17 protein-coding genes and 2 pseudogenes are annotated in these 17038 nt (G+C 63.5%); 8 read left to right on the plus strand and 11 right to left on the minus strand.

Annotated elements, in window-relative coordinates; translation table 11 throughout:
- Positions 1–121: 121 nt before the first annotated feature.
- Positions 122–667 (minus strand): hypothetical protein, encoded by a 546-nt coding sequence (locus tag BRC58_09380; GenBank protein PSP16349.1) that lies wholly within the window; start codon positions 665–667, stop codon positions 122–124.
- A 440-nt stretch (positions 668–1107) separates the two neighbouring features.
- On the opposite strand from BRC58_09380, the gene BRC58_09385 reads away from it, so the two are divergent.
- Together BRC58_09385 and BRC58_09390 are read left to right on the plus strand one after the other, a co-directional pair.
- Positions 1108–2520 carry a phosphatase gene (locus BRC58_09385; GenBank protein ID PSP16350.1) on the plus strand — a complete coding sequence of 471 codons (1413 nt, stop codon included), beginning with the start codon at positions 1108–1110 and terminating at the stop codon, positions 2518–2520.
- Between the two features lie 286 nt (positions 2521–2806).
- Positions 2807–3721 carry a hypothetical protein gene (locus BRC58_09390; protein PSP16351.1) on the plus strand — a complete coding sequence of 305 codons (915 nt, stop codon included), beginning with the start codon at positions 2807–2809 and terminating at the stop codon, positions 3719–3721.
- 8 nt (positions 3722–3729) lie between these two features.
- On the opposite strand, the gene BRC58_09395 is transcribed toward BRC58_09390, so the two are convergent.
- The 3 genes from BRC58_09395 to cobI form a co-directional block, all read right to left on the minus strand.
- A complete protein-coding gene (locus BRC58_09395) occupies positions 3730–5088 on the minus strand; it encodes a dolichyl-phosphate-mannose--protein O-mannosyl transferase (protein ID PSP16352.1) in 1359 nt (452 codons plus the stop codon).
- Between the two features lie 34 nt (positions 5089–5122).
- The gene (locus BRC58_09400) at positions 5123–5296 is read right to left on the minus strand and encodes a 30S ribosomal protein S21 (protein ID PSP16353.1); all 174 of its coding nucleotides are present in this window, start codon (positions 5294–5296) and stop codon (positions 5123–5125) included.
- Between the two features lie 90 nt (positions 5297–5386).
- Positions 5387–6097, minus strand: a complete 711-nt coding sequence (cobI, locus tag BRC58_09405; protein PSP16354.1) for a precorrin-2 C(20)-methyltransferase — start codon at positions 6095–6097, stop codon at positions 5387–5389.
- A 31-nt stretch (positions 6098–6128) separates the two neighbouring features.
- On the opposite strand from cobI, the gene BRC58_09410 reads away from it, so the two are divergent.
- On the plus strand, positions 6129–6827 hold the full coding sequence (locus tag BRC58_09410) for a lipase (GenBank protein PSP16355.1): 699 nt from the start codon (positions 6129–6131) through the stop codon (positions 6825–6827).
- 9 nt (positions 6828–6836) lie between these two features.
- On the opposite strand, the gene BRC58_09415 is transcribed toward BRC58_09410, so the two are convergent.
- The 3 genes from BRC58_09415 to BRC58_09425 form a co-directional block, all read right to left on the minus strand.
- The gene (locus BRC58_09415) at positions 6837–7091 is read right to left on the minus strand and encodes a hypothetical protein (GenBank protein ID PSP16356.1); all 255 of its coding nucleotides are present in this window, start codon (positions 7089–7091) and stop codon (positions 6837–6839) included.
- Positions 7092–7204: 113 nt separating this feature from the next.
- Positions 7205–7963, minus strand: coding sequence for a phosphatase (locus tag BRC58_09420; GenBank protein PSP16357.1), 759 nt, complete (start codon positions 7961–7963; stop codon positions 7205–7207).
- Positions 7964–8010: 47 nt separating this feature from the next.
- Positions 8011–8850 (minus strand): hypothetical protein, encoded by an 840-nt coding sequence (locus tag BRC58_09425; protein ID PSP16358.1) that lies wholly within the window; start codon positions 8848–8850, stop codon positions 8011–8013.
- A gap of 92 nt (positions 8851–8942) precedes the next feature.
- On the opposite strand from BRC58_09425, the gene BRC58_09430 reads away from it, so the two are divergent.
- Together BRC58_09430 and BRC58_09435 are read left to right on the plus strand one after the other, a co-directional pair.
- The gene (locus BRC58_09430) at positions 8943–10232 is read left to right on the plus strand and encodes a valine--pyruvate transaminase (protein PSP16359.1); all 1290 of its coding nucleotides are present in this window, start codon (positions 8943–8945) and stop codon (positions 10230–10232) included.
- Positions 10233–10254: 22 nt separating this feature from the next.
- Positions 10255–10824, plus strand: coding sequence for a ribosome maturation factor RimM (locus BRC58_09435; protein ID PSP16360.1), 570 nt, complete (start codon positions 10255–10257; stop codon positions 10822–10824).
- Between the two features lie 145 nt (positions 10825–10969).
- On the opposite strand, the gene BRC58_09440 is transcribed toward BRC58_09435, so the two are convergent.
- Positions 10970–12463 carry a sensor histidine kinase gene (locus tag BRC58_09440; GenBank protein ID PSP16361.1) on the minus strand — a complete coding sequence of 498 codons (1494 nt, stop codon included), beginning with the start codon at positions 12461–12463 and terminating at the stop codon, positions 10970–10972.
- Between the two features lie 224 nt (positions 12464–12687).
- Between BRC58_09440 and rpsB the strand changes: the two genes are divergently transcribed.
- The 3 genes from rpsB to BRC58_09455 all read left to right on the plus strand — a co-directional run bounded on the left by rpsB (position 12688) and on the right by BRC58_09455 (position 15159).
- Positions 12688–13500 (plus strand): 30S ribosomal protein S2, encoded by an 813-nt coding sequence (rpsB, locus tag BRC58_09445; GenBank protein PSP16362.1) that lies wholly within the window; start codon positions 12688–12690, stop codon positions 13498–13500.
- Between the two features lie 109 nt (positions 13501–13609).
- Entirely contained in the window at positions 13610–14266 is a 657-nt protein-coding gene (gene tsf / locus BRC58_09450; GenBank protein ID PSP16363.1) for a translation elongation factor Ts, read from the plus strand.
- 26 nt (positions 14267–14292) lie between these two features.
- Positions 14293–15159 carry a hypothetical protein gene (locus BRC58_09455; GenBank protein ID PSP16364.1) on the plus strand — a complete coding sequence of 289 codons (867 nt, stop codon included), beginning with the start codon at positions 14293–14295 and terminating at the stop codon, positions 15157–15159.
- A 60-nt stretch (positions 15160–15219) separates the two neighbouring features.
- On the opposite strand, the gene BRC58_09460 is transcribed toward BRC58_09455, so the two are convergent.
- From BRC58_09460 to BRC58_09470, 3 genes and pseudogenes are all read right to left on the minus strand, one after another.
- Positions 15220–15756, minus strand: a complete 537-nt coding sequence (locus BRC58_09460; GenBank protein PSP16365.1) for a hypothetical protein — start codon at positions 15754–15756, stop codon at positions 15220–15222.
- A 54-nt stretch (positions 15757–15810) separates the two neighbouring features.
- Positions 15811–15900: pseudogene (locus tag BRC58_09465) on the minus strand (transposase).
- Positions 15901–16146: 246 nt separating this feature from the next.
- Positions 16147–16278 (minus strand): annotated as a pseudogene (locus BRC58_09470) (transposase).
- Positions 16279–17038 lie beyond the last annotated feature (760 nt).

The raw sequence follows: 17038 nt of genomic DNA on the forward strand, positions 1-17038 counted from the left end.
CCGGTCGTCCGGTGCTCGGCTTGGGCATCAGTGGCTGCAAGCGGTTCCACTCCCAATCGGATAGGTCAGATTCGCTCATGCGGCCCACTTTAGACCGCTCTACCTACTTTACGAACACGCCCTACTCCGCTGGCGCGAACCCGAGCAACCGCTCGATCCGGCCGCGGAACAATGGGACCAGAATCAGGGTCGGGATAGCGCCGAGGATAATACCGTGCGTCACAGTGTTGCCGCCCGCGCTGCGCAGGGCAACGTTGAAGGCTTCACCGTCAAGGAGCAGCAATGCCGCCCCCTCAAAGGCTGCTTGGACCAGTGCCCCAATGATGGTGCCGACGGTGATTTTGAACCATTTGCCGGGCTGGTTGGCAAAGAACATACCGGCGACAAAAAAGCCCACGACATAGCCGACAAACCCAAATGGATCGTCGAGCTCGTAGCCTTCCAAGATATCCAGAAAGCCCTCGCCTAGCGCGGCACCAAGCCCGAGGGCTAGGGTGGGTGAGCCAAAGGGCAGCAGCGCAATTAGCAGATAGACCAAAAAGAAGGGCTTCCAGTCAATGTCAACCGGGATTTCGCCAAAGCGCTCGGTAACGATCAGTCCCAGGGCAAACAGCACGGCCGAGATGGCGGCGATTGCAACGAGTTTTGGGCCGGGAACGTTCCACATGATTCCGTACCTCCCCATCTAGTTAGGCGTCCGCGTTGAAGCCTGTCGCGACGAGTTGCCCGCCAAGCCAGCAGCCCTTCGCGGGAGCATCCACTAGGAAACTATCAGTTTGCCATCCAACGAGCGTTAAATATTGGTAAAAATGTCGTTAAATCCAAGTAATTGATGGCGTTTACGAAGCGCTTGCCTGCTGGTTCGCGCGCTGGCTTAATCGCGCCCCGTTGTACCAATTTGAGCAGCGTCTAGTGCATAACCCACGAGAATTGGTATTGCACTCAATTCAAGCCGCCAATACGAGGCAATCGAGCCGATCCATTACTGTCCGCTATATTTAACCAATTCTTAAATATTTTTTTGCCTATCGTTAAATCGGTAGAAGCTGCATTCTTGGTAGGGTCTTCTTCCGTCAAGCCACCTTTTGATGAGAGGAGAAGATAGGGATGGCTCTATCGCGTCGCAAGTTTTTTGCCCTAACCAGTGCGACCGCGGCGGGCACGGTGCTGAGCGCCTCCGCCCTGCGGAACCTGCATGCCAAAACTCTGACCGGCCAAGCGCAACAGTCCGCGGGCTTTGGCCCCCTCCAGCCGGATCCCAACGGCCTGTTCGATTTGCCGCACGGGTTCCAGTACCGGGCGTTTTCCCAGCGGGGCGAGACCATGAACGATGGCACTACTGTCCCAGACGACCACGACGGCATGGCCTCGTTCGATGGCGGCCGCGGCCGCAGCATCTTGGTTCGCAATCACGAACTCGATTCCCCTGACGAGCAAAACGAGTCCTTTGGCACCAACCCCAGCATTCCGGCCTACGATCCGGGCGCTATCAGCGGAACGAGCACGCTGTCCGTGGGCCCCGATCGCCGCTTGATCGAGCACCGGCGCTCGCTCGCCGGTACTGAAAGAAACTGCGCCGGCGGGCCCGTCAGCGTCAACTCGCGCTCCTCGCTTGGCTCCTGGCTGAGCGGTGAGGAAACGATCGCGCTGCCCGCTTCAGACAACCCGTTGCAAAAGCGGCACGGTTACGTCTTTGAAGTCCCGGCCGATTCGCCCAGCGATGCCGTGCCCCTAACCGCCATGGGTCGCTTCCTGCACGAAGCGGTGGCAGAAGACCCCGAAACGGGCTATCTCTACGAGACCAACGACGACTTTTTCGAGCTAGGCCTGTTCTACCGCTTCCGCCCCAATCGCAAGGGCGACCTGCGCCAGGGGGGCATGTTGGAGGCGCTGGTTGTCAAGGGCATGCCCGGCGTGGATACCAGCAACAACAACCAAAACACCATCCCGGTCAACAAGAAAATGCCGGTGGAGTGGATCCAGGTCCCCGAGCCGGATCCGCAAGACAATCTCCAAGACAGCGGCTCCAACCAACAGCGCAAAATCCAGCACCAGCAGCTCTCGGGCGGTCGCAAGGTGCGCGAGGTTGCGGCGCTGTTCAACCGCACGGAAGGTTGCTGGTACGACGGCGAAGGCGGCGTCGTATTTACGGCCACCGACGCCGGCCCCAACGAACTGGGCCAAGTCTGGCGCCTCGACCTCCGCAATCAGACGCTCGAGCTGCTGGCCGAGCCCCGCGACCCCAACGTGCTGCAGAGCCCCGATAACATCACCGTTACCCCATGGGGCGATCTGCTGATCTGTGAAGACGGCGATGGCGTCGATCGCCTGGTGGGCGTAACGCCCGAAGGCGAGTTCTACGTCTTCGGCCGCAACGCGCGCAACAACGCCGAGATTGCGGGCGCCAACTTCTCGCCCGATGGGCGAACGCTGTTTATCAATGCCCCACTGTCCAATCCGGGCACGACGCTGGCCATTTGGGGGCCTTGGGACAAACAGAACCGGCGCCACGCTTCCTAGCGGCGACTCAACTGCCGCGCCTGTGGGGCGCGGCAGCCGCCGATTGGCCGTTCGGTGCCGGCGCTCGGCACCGGACTGCTGGGTTGGTGTGGGGGAGCTGACAGTGCCTTCGCGCTGCCGCATTGAAGGAGGCAACGGCCATGCCGCCCAAAGCTCTGCTAGCGCTAGCACTTGCCCTGCCGCTGATACCAATTTGAGCAGTAGATGCACGTTTTCAAAGAATATGATTCCCATATTGAGGGAGTTTTGGAGGTCGAAATCTCGTGCACAAGCCACGAGAATTGGTATGAGTGCCCCATTGGTCTGGGGGATGCCTGCCCGCGCCGGGCGGTGGGATGAAGAGGCCTTCGAGCGCCGCCAAAGCTGCAATCGCAATGCCGCGGCTCAGAGCCAGCCTGGCGCGCAGCGTAGCGATCGCCGCCGGGCCCTCTCGCAAGGGGGCTCTCGCATTCCGCAGGGGGCAGCCATTACCGTCCAGTTCTGCTCCAACGTCAAATTTAACTACGAGCAGGGCGCCAGCTTTCCCATTACCCTGGCGCTCGCGCGGCCCATCACGGACCGCCAAGGGAACGTGGTGGCGCCAGTCAACTCGCTGGTGCGAGCGCGCGTCGAGCCCCAAGAGGAAGAAACCCAGGTCAAGCCCAAAGCGCTTGTGGTGGGCGGGCGCTACATTCCGCTCAAAACGGAGGCGGTTTCAGTCCCGGCCCTGACCGACAATCGCAACCGTTTCCGCGCTCGGACGGTGCGCACCGGTCGCGGCCAGCGCGGCGTGGGCTTTCGCGTGGCCAATAACATTGATGACTGGTTGCTCAATCGTGCTAGTCCCTTGGTTTTCCCGGGCAAGCAGAACAATACCGACGACTTTTTGGGGCTGGGCCTGGCGGTCGCGACTGGGGTTTTCCAGGGCCTGAACGAGCCCGACCCACCCGACCCCGAGGAGCAAAAGGTGATGAAGGTGCGCGAGGGCATCCAGCTCATTTTTCCGTTGCGCCAGGCCGCCCGCGTTCCGGCGACGGCCGCGCGCAACAACCCCTACTTTGACGAGCGCCAGCCAGCGCCCGCTTGCCAGACCAACCGCTCGGCGGAGCGCGATCGGCGCCAGTTCAATGGGGGCACCAACCAGTTCAACAATCGCTCCAATGGGAGCTCGCGCAACGGCAGCAGCTCTAGCGGCCGGTTCAACGAACCCGAGCCCGATTGAACCTGCCCCTAAATCCAGCTGGAGAACCACATGCGCTCCTGATAGCCCGGCATGGAGAGCGGCAAGCCGTAGTGCACCGGCAACCAAAAGGCAAACGCGGCCAAGGCCAGCCCCAGCACGGCCAGGCTTGCGCTGCGCGGCACCTGCTGCCGGCTCCACCAGCCGCGCTCCAGGCCCCACGCCAAGGCGATAAGGGCCAAGGCGTAGGCTTCCAAGTAGTGGTAGATAAAGGTGCAGCGCCCCACCGCCGCCCAGGGCAGCCAGTTGGCAGCGTAGCCGGCTAGTAGGAACAGCGTGATCGCGCTGGAGGCGGGCGCGCGGGCGCCCCATCGGCCGAGCGCGACTGGCAGCAGTCCCGCCACTGTCACTGTCGAGGCCCACCACAGGACTGGGTTGCCCATGGCATGAACCGCGCGCACGCTTGCTTCCTGCTTTTGGTAGGCATAGGCCACCGGGCGCACCATGAGCGGCCAGCTATACCAGCGCGAGCAGTAGGGGTGCACTTGCGACCCGCGCTCGACCTGCTGGTGGTAATTCCAAATCCGCGCGTGCACGTCCCCAAACCCCAGTTGGGGGTTCATGGCTAAGTGCGGGGTCCACAGCAGGCTATAAGTCAGCAGCGGCACGAGCCCCAGATACCCCGCGATCGCGGCAGGGCGCAGCCGCGCCCACTGCTGCAGCAGCTCGGGAAGCTGGCCCGGCTGCTGCCAGCGCAGGTACCGTGCCAGCCCCCAGAACGCCACCAAGCCCAGGACAAACCCCAGGCCGTTCCACTTGGTGGCGATCGCGGCGCCCAGGCACAGGCCGGCTAGCGCCAGCTCCCAGCGGCATCCACCGTGGCGCAGGGCGCGCAGCCCCAGCCACTGCGCCAACAGGCCAAACAGAACGATGTAGGTATTGCTGAGGGCATAGCGCGACTCCACCAAAAACAACCCATCGGTTGCCAGAAACAGCCCGGCGAGCAGCGCGCAGCCGCGGCGCTGCGTCAGCTGGTACGCCACGCCGCTGGCCGCAAGCGGTACCAGCGAACCAGCCAGCGCATTGGCAAAGCGCAGGCCGAAGGTGGGGCGCGCCACGCCGTCAATGGCGACCGTTAACTCCTGAGCGATGGGCAAGCGCTCGCTCAGCCACAGCCCCCCAGCTATGAGGTACTGGCTCAGCGGCGGATGGACGTTGAAAAACGGCGTGCCCGTTAAATAGTTATGGGCAAACTGGGCGTAGTAAACTTCATCAAAAACGAGGCACTCGGGCTGCGCGAGGTGCCAGAAGCGCAAGCCCAGCGCAAGCAGCGCTACTGCAGCCAGCGCCCAGCGGAACTCGGCCTGGCGCGTCCCCCTGAAACGAGCGAAGCTAACGCGCCAGCCCATCCTGCTGAGCTAGAAAAATTAGCGAGTGTGGGGCTTAGCGCCGCTTTTTGCGCCGCGCCGCAGCTTTGCGCTTGCGCTTGTCAGCGGGGGTTTCGTGAAAGCGGCGGCGCTTGATGTCGGCAAAAACGCCGGCTTTGGAGACTTGCCGCTTGAAGCGGCGCAGCGCCGATTCGATGTTTTCGTTCTGACCGACAACCACTTGTGTCATAAGCTCCCTCTTTAGCTAGCAACGGTAGGCAGACCATTGAGCCTAACATGCCGATAAGGCTCGTTCTCTCAATCTAACAACCTGGCAGGCTTAAGGCCGCGCCCAGACGATCAGCAGCGAGAAGTAGCTCAACTGCAGCTGGCGGCGCTCGCGCAGGTCGCAGTAGAGGCGCTGCTGGGGCCAGCCAACGCGCTCGATGGCGCAGCTGCGCGCCAGTAGCTGCTTGGCTTGCAACGCGTCCCAGAGCTGGGGATAAACCGAGCCAGCTTTGAGCAGCACGAGCGTATCCGCCCACGCTAGGGCAGCCTCCAGGCGATCTGGGGCGTACAGTGCCGGGAGCACGGCCAAGCAGCGATCGCCTTCCACCAACGGTTCCCCAGTCGCCGCGGCCGCTGCCAGCGGCGAGCACACGCCGGGCACGGCCTCCACGCTCGCCTGGGGGTAGTGCTGCTGCAAGGTGGCAGCCAGGTAGGCAAAGGTGCTGTAGAAGCCCACATCGCCTTCGCAGGCAAAGGCCACGCTCTGCCCGCGCTGCAGGGGCTGCCAGACGCGCTCGGCGGCGGCCCGCCAGGCACGATTGAGAACGTCGCTGGCGCGCACGTAGGGAAAGTGAAGCGGCAGCTGCTGTTGCTCGGGCGCCAGCCAGGGGGCCACAATCTGCTGCGCCATGCCCGGCTTGCCCCCCACCCGGGCCGGAAAGGCGACGACGTCGGCCTGTTGCAGGCGGCGCAATCCCTTGAGCGAGATCAGCTCCGGATCGCCGGGCCCCACGCTAATGCCGTAGAGAGTGCCCGCTCGCACGGTACGCTAAGCAGCAGCGATCGCATGCCCGATGCCACATCCGACCGTCATTTTACCGGGGTACTTGGCCGGGGCCCGGCCCTACCGGCCGCTCGAGGCCGTGCTAGCGCAACAAGGCTACCCGGCGGCCACCGTGCCGCTGGCGCGCCGGAGCTGGCTGCCCACGCTGGGCGGCCGCTCGATGGTGCCCATCCTGCGGCAGCTCCATCGGACCGTGCAGCAGGTGTTGCAGCGGCACCAGGCCTCGCAGGTCAACCTCATCGGTCATTCGGCCGGCGGCTGGATCGCGCGCATCTATTTAGGCCATGCCCCCTACGACATTCACGGCGATGTTAGCGGCAATGCGGCCGTTTGGGGCGCGCATCCGCAGGTGGCCACGCTGGTGACGCTGGGAACGCCCCACGCCAGCCGCGAGCGCTGGACCCGGCGCAACCTGGATTTTGTCGAGCGGCACTATCCGGGGGCGTTCTACCCCAACGTGCGCTACGTCTGCGCGGCCGGGCGCGCCGTCTACGGCCGGCGGCCCCGCCACTGGCTGGCCTACAACAGCTACAAGCTCACCGGCGGCGACGGCAACTGCTGGGGTGATGGCATCACACCCGTGGCCTCGGCACACCTGAGCGGCGCTACCAACCTGACCCTCGAGGGCATTTGGCACTCGCCGCGATCGCCGGGGCCGTGGTACGGCTCGCCCCAGGCGCGGCAGGCGTGGCTGCCCTACCTGCAATAGCGGGCCCGTTCAGGTTCTTGCGGGCACTGAGAAGGCAGCGACGGGCACGTTGCGCGCCAAGACCCTGACCCGCTGAGCCAGCCGCAGGCGCCTGACCGGCCGCTCGATGGCGACGCTGGCCGCCGAGACAGCCTCGGCGGTTTGGCGATCCGGGCAGCGAATCTGCAGGACGCCCCAGCGGCGGCGCACCGTGCAGTAAGCCAGCGGTTGCACCCGCGCCAGCTCGGCGGGGTCTTCGCGGTAGTAATCCCAAATAAGCTGCACCAGCTGTGACGGTCGCTTCATGGCCGACTCTCCAACCGCACCTGATGGGACCCTCTACCTTCATCAGAGCCCACAGATTAGCGGTTGGGGCCAGCGCGCAAGAATGCTTAACGCTAGCCGCACAGCGAGCGGGCCAAATCCAGGTCAAAATACGGGCGATCACCGGCATCGCCCGCCAGCGGGCGAAACGGCCGGCCGGGGTCACCCAGGCAATCGAGCACTAGGGCCGCCTCGCTAAAATCCTGCGCCTGAGTGTAGGCATTGACCGTCACCACCGTGGGGCTGCCCGCCGCAACGGCGGCGCGCAGCCCCGAGCGCGAATCTTCAAAGGCCAAGCACTCGTGCGGCGAGAGCCCCATCTCGCGCAGCAAGTAGTGATAGACCTCGGGGTCGGGTTTTTTCTGGGCCACTACCTCGCCGGTTGCGAGTTGCTCGAACCAATCCGGGTGGGCAGTTTGGAGGGTGCTCTCGAGCAACGCCATGACGTTGGGCCGGGCACTGGTGGTGGCGATCGCCAGGCGGAGTCCGGCCTGATGGGCCTGCTGCAACAACCGCTCGACGCCGGGGCGAAGCGGGATCTGGCCCTGGCGCAGCAGCTGCTGGTAGTGCTGGGTCTTGGCGCGGTGCAGCTCGGCGGCGAATTCTGCCAGCGGCTTGGGCGGCTCCCAGTTGGGGTGCTGGTGGGTGACGTAGTGTTGGATGCGCTCCTTGCCACCGGGCACGGCCAGCAGCTCGCCGTAGCGCTCCACCGACCAATCCCAGTCTAGGCCGGCATCGGCAAAGGCGCGGTTGAAGGCCACGCGATGGCCGTCGCGCTCGGTGTCGGCCAGGGTGCCATCGACATCGAACAGGAGCGCGCGCAGCTGGCTCATGGCGGGATCGCTTGCAACAGGCTTCCCCCCTAATTCTAGGGGTACGGTTACTCATCGCGCAGCAGCCAGAAGCCGCTGTCGGTTTTGCCCGAGTCATCCGGCTGCACCAGCAGAAAGTGCAGGCCCTGCGCCGCTTGCTTGCGCTGCTCGTAGGTTTGGGCTGCCTGGGCAACGTCGGCATCGTCAAAGGTGGCAAAGACCCAGCGATCAGCCAAGCCAGCCTCCAGGACTAAGCCGCCCGAGCGGCCCGCCTCGGTGGGGATGTGGTTGAGGGTAACCGGTTGGGCCTCGGCCAGCCACTGCGCCAGCTGCATGGCTTGGCGCCCGCCGTAGACGATCGCGCCGGGCACTGGCGCAGTCGAGGCGATGCCCAGCTCAAGCGGCAGCAGCGCCTCGGGCATCTGGCAGATGGGGATGGGGCGCTCGCGAAAGTTGGCCAGATCGCCGGCCGGTAGGCTGGCAAAGCGCCACTGCTCGCCCCAGATGGCTTCCGGGAGCGGCTGCGGCGGCGGGCGATCCAGCTGGGTGAGATCGCGCGGCTCGCCGGTGTAGTTGGCGGCGCGGGGATAGCGCGCGGCGCGCCGTTGCAGCTCCTGCTTGAGCGCCCGCGTGCGGCGCGTGGGCTCTACTGTGGCCCCTACCTGGGGCGCCACGGTCTGGAACAGGCTCACGGCCTGGGGGCGAAACACCCGCACCCGCTCGGGGGGCTCGTGCTGGGCGGCTGCTTGCAGCTGCGATCGCAGCCAGGCGGCGCTGGCTTGGGCCTGCGGGCACTGGGCTTCATAAATAACGCCGTCGCCAGCGCGGCACACCAGCAGTTCCCACAGCGGCTCCCCGCTATCCGCCTGCAGCGGACGGCGGTAAAAATCGGCTTCCCAGACGGCCATGGGCTTGCCAGGGGGGCGGCGCCTTTAACCTAGCAGCCCCCGCGCCGCGATCGCTGCTAGGCTACTCGCGGGAGCAGCGGCAGGCAGGCGGCATGGATCCCTCGCTTTCGCAATTCGGGCGTGAGATGGCCCAGCTCACCGGGGTGCGGGCCATCATGAAAGACATCATCGAGACCCTGCGCTCGGGGGGCGGGCGCGATTGGATCGACCTGAGCGCTGGCAATCCGGTCATTCTGCCCGAGCTGGAGCAGCTCTGGCGCGACTGCACCGCCGAGCTCACGGCCAGCTCGGCCTATGGTGAGGCGGTTTGCCGCTACGGCGCCTCCCAGGGCTACGAGCCACTGATCGAGGCCATCGTCGAGGATTTCAACCGCCGCTACGGCTGCAACCTCAGTGATCGCAACGTGCTGATCGCGCCAGGGTCGCAGGCACTCTATTTTTATGCGGCCAACGCCTTTGGCGGCTACGACGCCGACGGCCGGCTCAAACCCGTGCTGCTGCCGCTGAGCCCCGAATACACCGGCTACGAAGGGGTCAGCCTATATAAGGAGGTGCTGCAGGCGCAGGCGCCGGGGCTGGAGGTGGATGAAGCGGCCCACCGCTTCAAGTACCGCCCGGATCTGGACGGGCTGCCACTGGACGAGCAGACCGGCTGCCTGATGCTCTCGCGGCCCTGCAACCCCAGCGGGAACGTGCTCTCGGCGGACGAGCTGGCGCAGCTGGCGGATCGGGCGGCGGCCTACAACGTACCGGTGGTGGTCGATGCTGCCTATGCCTCGCCCTATCCGGGGCTGGACTACGAGCCGGCCCCGCCGCTGTTGCGCGACAACATCATCCACTGCCTGAGCCTCTCCAAGGCCGGTTTGCCGGGCGAGCGCGTGGGCATTGCCATCGGCCATCCCGACCTCATCCAAATCCTGGAGTCGTTCCAGACCAACCTGTGCATCCACTCGTCCCGCTACGGCCAGGCCATTGCCGCGCGCGCGATCACCTCGGGGCACTTGGGCGAGGTCTGCGAGCAAGTAGTGCGCCCGCACTACCGCCGCAAGTTCGAGCTGCTGGCCCAAACCCTGGATGCCACCATGCCCGATAGCATCCCCTGGTTCCTGCACCGCGGCGAGGGAGCGATTTTTGGCTGGCTGTGGTTCCGCGATTTGCCCGTTAGCGACTGGGACCTCTATCAGGAACTCAAAGCCGCCGATGTTATTGCCGTGCCCGGCAGCTCCTTTTTCCCAGGGTTGCGCCAGGCCTGGTCGCACAAGCAGCAGTGCGTGCGCGTGAGCTTGACCGCCAGCGAGGCCGACATCGAGCGGGGGACGCAGCGCCTGGCCGAGACCCTGCAGCGCGTCTATCGGCCGTCGGTGGCCCGCAGTACCCGGTAGCCCGAGCCGAGCGCGAGCCAGCATGCGCGAGCGCGACTGGTTGCGAATCGGCAAGGTAGTGGCGCCCCAGGGGCTCAAGGGCGAGCTGCGGGTTTATCCGCACTCGGATTTTCCCGAGCGCTTCCGCACGCCGGGAACGCGCTGGTTGCAGCTCCCCGGCGGCGACGAGCCCCACCCAGTGGAGCTGGAGTGGGGCCGCCCGCTGCCGGGCAAGGGGCTCTACGCCGTCAAGCTAGCCAGCATTGCCGATCGCGATGCGGCCGAGGCCGCGCGCGGGAGCAAGCTGCTGGTGCCGGCGGGCCATCGCCCCGAGCTAGCCGAAGGGGAGCACCACGTGGCCGATTTGGTGGGGCTGCGCGTCCGGCACCACCGCACGGGCGAGATGCTGGGCACCGTGACCGATTTTTTTGTGGTGGGGAACGAGCTGCTGCAGGTGCGCCTGGCGCAGCCGGCGGCCACCGTGCAGCGCGCCCAGCCCACCCGCACGGTGCTGGTGCCCTTTGTGCGCGCGATCGTACCCACCGTGGATGCGGCCGGGGGCTATTTGACTGTGGATCCGCCACCGGGGCTGCTGGATGCCGACTGGGGCTAGCGCCCGCACTAATACTACAGCCGCAGATCGGGAATCGGCCATCCATCTTGGCAATATACGACTACTGGAGTTGGGGAATCTCAACGGGCCAGCAGAGGCAACATCGCTTTACCGGTAGTTCCAGGTGCAAACCGCGGCTGTAGTACTAGGCATCCAAGCGGGCGTTGAGCGGCAAGAACGCGGTCAGGACTTCGCCTTGTACCGAGTGCTGCCGGACGGTGAGCTTGCCGCCCAAGGCCTGGAACAAGGTTTTGGCAACTTCTAGACTAAGGCTGAGGTCACCCGTTTCGGGGTGGAAGGTCAGCACCTGGCCCACGGATTGCTGCCGGTTGCCCGAGCGGCTCGCGGCTGCAGGTGCTGTCTCGGCTACTGGCGCTGGGGTCAGTAGCTGCAGCTTCAGCTGGCTTCCGGCAGTGACAATACAGAGGCGAACGCTGGCACCATCAGGCAGGCGGCCCATGGCCGCATCCATCAAGCCTGTCAGGGCCCGGTCGAGCAGTGCCGGCTCGGTCACGACCTGCGGCAGCATCTCGGGCTGCGATACCTCCAGGGCAATATTGCGGCGCTGGGCGCGCTCTTGCCAGCGCGGAATGCCGTCTTGGAGAAGCTGCTCCAGCGCAACTGGGGCGAGCTGGAGGGACCAGCGCGCGCGCTCGGGGCGCTCGCACTCGGCAGCTTGGAAGATTAGCTCCATGTGGTCGATGCGATCGCTGCATTCGCGATCGATGGCGCGCACGCGCTCGCGCGCGCCATCGCCCACGTCCTGGCGTTTGAGCAGCAGCCGGGCGAGCGTGCGAATCGTGGTCAGCGGCGTTCGAATCTCGTGAGTGAGCGCTTGCAACAGTTCGGTTTCGCTCGCGCCCGCAGCCGCCTCATTTGCGGCTTGGCGGCGGTGCAAGCCAGGCGAGGTCCCATCGCTCGCTCGCAGCGGGATGACCCGCGAGCGCTGGCGGCGGGGCGTTCCCCCTTTGGAACGCGCCTCTGGGGATGGGGGCTCGGGGAGGTTGGCTAGCAGCTGGCGGCTGAACTGCGCAACCGTGCGGTAGTGAGGGCAAGGGGGCTCAAAGCGCTCCCCCAGCGCTATCAACTGCTGGCCCCGCTCGACCGGTAGGGCTCGCAAGCGCAATTGCAACGTTGCCCAAGCTTGCTGCACCAGCTCAGGGTCAAAGGAAAAGCGGAAAGCGGCCGTTTCGACCTGGGTCTGCGCCAGGGTCATGACCAGGCCAAACTGGCGCGTTAGCACCAGGCAGAACCGCTCGCCGGCCAGCGGATCCTGGGGGGGCAGCGGCAGCTCCCGATCGCCACCGTCGCACTGCCAGGGGTCTGATGGGGGACAGGCGGGCAACTGTCGCTGGTTCCGCGCGGCCGCATCGCGACACGCTGGCGTTAGCATCCGCGTGACAACCGATGCCGGCAGCGATCGTCGATCGACGGCCGGCACCGGCCCCGATAGAACCACTCCCTGCCAGGTATCGGCTGCAGCCGGCTCCGCTTGGCCGGCCAGCAGGCGCTCTAGCGCGACAGTAGCGCCCCACCACTGCCGCTGGGCTTCCGAGCTGCTGCGTTCGCCGCAGGTGCCCTCGGCATCTGCTTCGGCTGCCAAGAGGTTGTCTAACGTTGGCCATCCCTCGACCGACATTAATGACAACCTCCCCCAAGCGTGCTGTTGCTGCTACCGCGATGCTACCCAGTGGCGAGCCACGGCTAAATAGGGAAAACCGAACCTGCGCCGTTCGCTGCTAGGGGCGCGAGCCGCGAATGCTAGTATAGAGTGCTACTCAAAACGCACATCCAGGCATTCGGGTGTTTCGGCAGCGAAATCCCCCTGGATGGAGGTCAAACCCGAATCAAGAGCAGTCAGTTATGCCAGTCGTTTCGCTACAAGAATTACTCGAATCGGGCGTTCATTTTGGGCACCAGACGCGCCGCTGGCACCCCAAGATGGCGCCCTACATCTACACCTCCCGCAACGGGATCCACATCATCGATCTGGTGCAGACAGCCCAGTACATGGAAGAGGCGTACGAGTACGTTCGCCAAGCCGCCAGCAATGACACCAAATTCCTGTTTGTGGGCACCAAGCGGCAGGCAGCCGGCATTATTGCCCAAGAAGCCGAACGTTGCGGTGCCTTCTACGTCAACCAGCGTTGGTTGGGCGGCATGCTCACCAACTGGGAAACCATTCGCACCCGCGTCGAGCGCCTCAAAGAACTCGAGCGCTTGGAAGAAAGCGGCAACCTGGAGCGGCGGCCGAAGAAAGAAGCAGCCGTGCTGCGGCGCGAGCTTTTCAAGTTGCAAAAGTATCTAGGCGGCATCAAACTAATGCGCCGCCTGCCCGATGCCGTCATCCTGGTCGATCAAAAGCGCGAGCACAATGCCGTTAACGAATGCCGCCGGTTGGGCATTCCCATCGTTTCGCTGCTGGATACCAACTGCGATCCGGAGCTAAGCGATCTGCCCATTCCGGCCAACGATGATGCCATTCGCTCCATCCGCTTGATCCTGGGGCGGCTGGCCGATGCCATCTACGAGGGGCGCCACGGCCAATCGGTCAGCAGCGAGGAGTACGCCGCATTCGCTCAGGGCATGGGCGAGGCCGAGGCAAGCCCACCCCCCGAGGAGAGCGAGCAGGCGCAAGCACAGGAAAGCGTCCCGGCCGGCGGCGCGGAAGCCTGAGCGCCCCCCAATCCCGATCGCGGCGCTCGCGCCGGCCGGCCCAGTGCTACATTGGGAGGCTGAGGCGCGAGTGCTTAGCGGCTGAGGCAGTCCGAGTTAAGGGAGCAAGATGGCAGAAATTTCCTCACAACAGGTCAAGGAACTGCGCGAGAAAACCGGCGCCGGCATGATGGATTGCAAGCAGGCGCTGCAGGAAAGCGATGGCGATCTGAGCAAAGCCAGCGAGTGGCTGCGGCAAAAGGGCATCGCCACCGCCGATAAAAAATCCGGCCGGGCAGCCGCTGAGGGCATTATCGACAGCTACATTCACACCGGCGCCAAAATCGGCGTTCTGGTCGAAGTCAATTGCGAGACGGACTTTGTCGCCCGGCGTCAGGAGTTCCAATCGCTCGTGCGCGATATTGCCATGCAAATCGCGGCCTATCCCAACGTCGCCTACATCCGCAAGGAGGACATTCCAGAGACCATCGTTCAACGAGAGCGCGAGATCGAGATGGGTCGGGAAGACATGCAAAGCAAGCCCGACCATATCAAAGAGCAGATCGTGCAGGGGCGCCTCGACAAGCGCTTGCAAGAGCTATGCTTGCTCGAGCAGCCCTACGTCCGCGACCAAAGCACTACCGTAGGCGAGACAATCAAGCAAACGGTCGCTCAAGTGGGCGAAAACATTCGCGTTCGCCGGTTTGCGCGCTTTGTATTGGGCGAGAGCGAAGGCACTGACAGCGAGAATGGCTCCCAGCAAGCGCAGGACGCCGATGGCGGATAGGGCGTGAGGCGCTGGCATCCGCTGGCATGGCAAAAGCACTATCCCAGATCGAACGAGAGCTGCAAGCCCTAGAGGCAAGCCGGGAGCAGCTGCGGAATCGCTTGGAGTCCACTTACCGTCAGTACCTGCAAGCGCTGGCACAATCGCTGGAGCAGCAGCTCGCCCAAGCTGCCTTCCAGGTTTGCACGCAGGCTGCTCCGGAGGCGTTCCTGGCACTCTCGCCGGCCCAACGCCAGTACCTGCAGCAGCAGCTCAAGCAATTGGGCGATCGCGCTCGGGCGCAACTGGCCGAGAGCTTGGACGCGCTACAGTCAGGAGCGCTCGCGCCGAGCGCCGAGGCTAGCGAGGAGCAGGCGGAAGGCGCGCTGCCGGCCACGGGCGATGGGGCCCTTGCCGCCGAATCCGAACCGGATCCGCCCGCCGATACCGAGCCGCCAGCCAGTGAAGGCAGCACGGATGGCGCTAGCGCGCCCCCGGATTGGTTGGAAGCCATCGAGGACCTCATTGGCGAGCGCTTGCAGGCTGTCTCGCTTGAGGCCAACCAGCTGCTCCAAAGCGCCGGCATTTTGCCCCAGCAACTACCGAGCCAAGTCTTGGAAGCTGCCCTGCAGCGGGGGGAGGCCGAGGCTAAGGCCAGCCGCGAAGCCAACTTGCTGACCGTCGCCATCGGCAGTAGCAACGAGCGCAACTCGCAGGCTGTGCGGGTGACGCTCGTACGCCTGCGCCGCGCCGAGCTCGAGTTCGGCGATCCGGGCCTCAATAGCCAGCGCAACCAACTCCACCAGCTGCGGCAGCAGTACGATCGCCTCCAGCAGCAGTACCGACAAAAACAGCAAGAACGTGCAGTCGCAGAAGCCGAGGCCGCTTGGCACGCAAGCTGGGCTCAGGCTTAGCGGTTGGCGTGCTTGCGGCCTCAACCCAACGGTGATAAGGTAAACTACCGCTCATCATTGCTAGGCAATAGATAAGCGGCTTTCAGCAGCCCTGAGGTTGCAGCACACCCCCGGACCTCTAGGCCGGTTTACAGCGGCCCCAAGAAGCGAGATCGTTAGAGCGCCATTCAAGTCAGCGTCGCCCCGCCAACCACAGTGCCCGCACTTGAATGACTTACCCGAGCGATAAGACTTGCCTCCCTCGGGATGAACGTGCAGGCAGTGGTGGCACGTCTGGCTGGTGTACTGGGGCCGGACGGCAACCAACTTGACACCGCTGAGGGCGGCCTTGTACGCCAAAAACAGGCGAAGCTGGTGAAAGGCCCAATGATTGGACCTTCGCCGTTCCGTTTTACTACGGGGCGCCTGGTTGGTTCGTTCCCGGATGCCGGCCAGGTCCTCAATCGCAATCGAGGCGCGTTCCTGTTGGGCCGATCTGACGATCTCGGTGCTGATGTTGTGATTTAACCACTGCTGGTAGCGCCGCTCCTTCCCCGATAGCCGTTTCATACCAATTTGAGCAGCGGATGCACGCTTACCAAAGAACATGACTCCCATATTGAGGAGGGTTCTGAGATCGAAATCTAGTGCACAAGCCACGAGAATTGGTATCAGCAGTTCCCTAGCTCGTCGGCGAGTGGACCGTGTGCCTTGCGAGGCTTTCCTTTGGATCGACGCTCTGACTCGGGCGAATCGGTCCCGCTTATACCAATTTGAGCAGCAGATGCACGCTAACCAAACAGCATGATTCCCATATTGAGGGAGTTATGAAGGTCGCAATCTAGTGCACAAGCCACGAAAATTGGTATTAGCTTGAATCGAGCGTCCGTTCCACTTTTTTCCCTCATACCAATTTGAGCAGTGGATGCACGCTAACCAAAGGACATAACTCCCATATTGAAGGATTTTTGGAGATCGCAATCTAGTGCACAAGCCACGAGAATTGGTATCAGACGTTACGGCAATGTCTCTACGTCCCAAATCGACCCCAATCGTCTTTTGAGTATCGTTTGGCTCGGGCACATCCAGCTCGATCTGGATGTGGACGTAGTAGTTCCCGTCCCGATGCTTGCAAAGCTGATACCAATTTGAGCAGCGGATGCACGCTTGCCAAAGAACATGACTCCCATATTGAGGGAATTTTGGAGATCAGAATCTAGTGCACAAGCTACGAGGACTGGTATGAGCCGCAGTCGGCTTCTTTCCGGCCAGCCTGTCCCGCTGGTAATCCCCCACTTGGGCCGGAAGCCTCCATACCAGTCCTCGTAGCTTGTGCACTAGATTTCGATCTCAGAACCCTCCTCAATATGGGGATTATGCCGCTTGGCAAGCGTGCATCCGCTGCTCAAATTGGTATTACTATCCAGTCCGACTCCCGAAACGAAAAAGTCTTGGAATCGTAATCAATGCTTGTGGGTTGGAAATCCCCTACTACCTGTCCCGAGGCTTTAGCAGTTTTGCGGGCTTGGGAGACGCGAGCGCAAGCTCGGACGGCCAGGTTGGCAGTCAGGCTAAACTCCTCTCTCAGGTCGTAGCAGGCTTGCTTCTGGATGGTGGCCTTACTGGTCAGGTTTGGCTTAACAGTCCTGTTGGCGTAGTTGCAAGCGTCACCAAACGCCTGGCAGGTAGTATCAAAAGCGGCTACCTGTTCGGGCGTTGGGAGCAGCTTGCAAATGACCGTTGGGCACCTCTAAAAATTAAATTCAGGCCGATTTATGGAAAAATAGAATGTAGCAACCATGATTAAAACTAATGGGACAGCTAGGGTTCTGGGATCGAGAAAAGCGAGAGCAGAAGCTGGACGAGAAGAAACCCCTATTGCAACGGCTCAATGAAGTCA

The organism is Cyanobacteria bacterium QS_8_64_29, from assembly GCA_003022125.1.
Lineage (GTDB): Bacteria > Cyanobacteriota > Cyanobacteriia > Cyanobacteriales > Rubidibacteraceae > QS-8-64-29.

Bases quoted from the DNA above. Each gene is read 5' to 3' on its own strand.
- BRC58_09380 (PSP16349.1), bottom strand. From the start codon at position 667: ATGTGGAACGTTCCCGGCCCAAAACTCGTTGCAATCGCCGCCATCTCG.
- BRC58_09400 (PSP16353.1), bottom strand. From the start codon at position 5,296: ATGACACAAGTGGTTGTCGGTCAGAACGAAAACATCGAATCGGCGCTG.
- BRC58_09430 (PSP16359.1), top strand. From the start codon at position 8,943: ATGGATCCCTCGCTTTCGCAATTCGGGCGTGAGATGGCCCAGCTCACC.
- BRC58_09455 (PSP16364.1), top strand. From the start codon at position 14,293: ATGGCAAAAGCACTATCCCAGATCGAACGAGAGCTGCAAGCCCTAGAG.
- rpsB (PSP16362.1), top strand. From the start codon at position 12,688: ATGCCAGTCGTTTCGCTACAAGAATTACTCGAATCGGGCGTTCATTTT.
- BRC58_09440 (PSP16361.1), bottom strand. From the start codon at position 12,463: ATGTCGGTCGAGGGATGGCCAACGTTAGACAACCTCTTGGCAGCCGAA.
- tsf (PSP16363.1), top strand. From the start codon at position 13,610: ATGGCAGAAATTTCCTCACAACAGGTCAAGGAACTGCGCGAGAAAACC.
- BRC58_09435 (PSP16360.1), top strand. From the start codon at position 10,255: ATGCGCGAGCGCGACTGGTTGCGAATCGGCAAGGTAGTGGCGCCCCAG.
- BRC58_09420 (PSP16357.1), bottom strand. From the start codon at position 7,963: ATGAGCCAGCTGCGCGCGCTCCTGTTCGATGTCGATGGCACCCTGGCC.
- BRC58_09390 (PSP16351.1), top strand. From the start codon at position 2,807: ATGAGTGCCCCATTGGTCTGGGGGATGCCTGCCCGCGCCGGGCGGTGG.
- BRC58_09460 (PSP16365.1), bottom strand. From the start codon at position 15,756: ATGGGAGTCATGTTCTTTGGTAAGCGTGCATCCGCTGCTCAAATTGGT.
- BRC58_09385 (PSP16350.1), top strand. From the start codon at position 1,108: ATGGCTCTATCGCGTCGCAAGTTTTTTGCCCTAACCAGTGCGACCGCG.
- BRC58_09425 (PSP16358.1), bottom strand. From the start codon at position 8,850: ATGGCCGTCTGGGAAGCCGATTTTTACCGCCGTCCGCTGCAGGCGGAT.
- BRC58_09395 (PSP16352.1), bottom strand. From the start codon at position 5,088: ATGGGCTGGCGCGTTAGCTTCGCTCGTTTCAGGGGGACGCGCCAGGCC.
- BRC58_09410 (PSP16355.1), top strand. From the start codon at position 6,129: ATGCCACATCCGACCGTCATTTTACCGGGGTACTTGGCCGGGGCCCGG.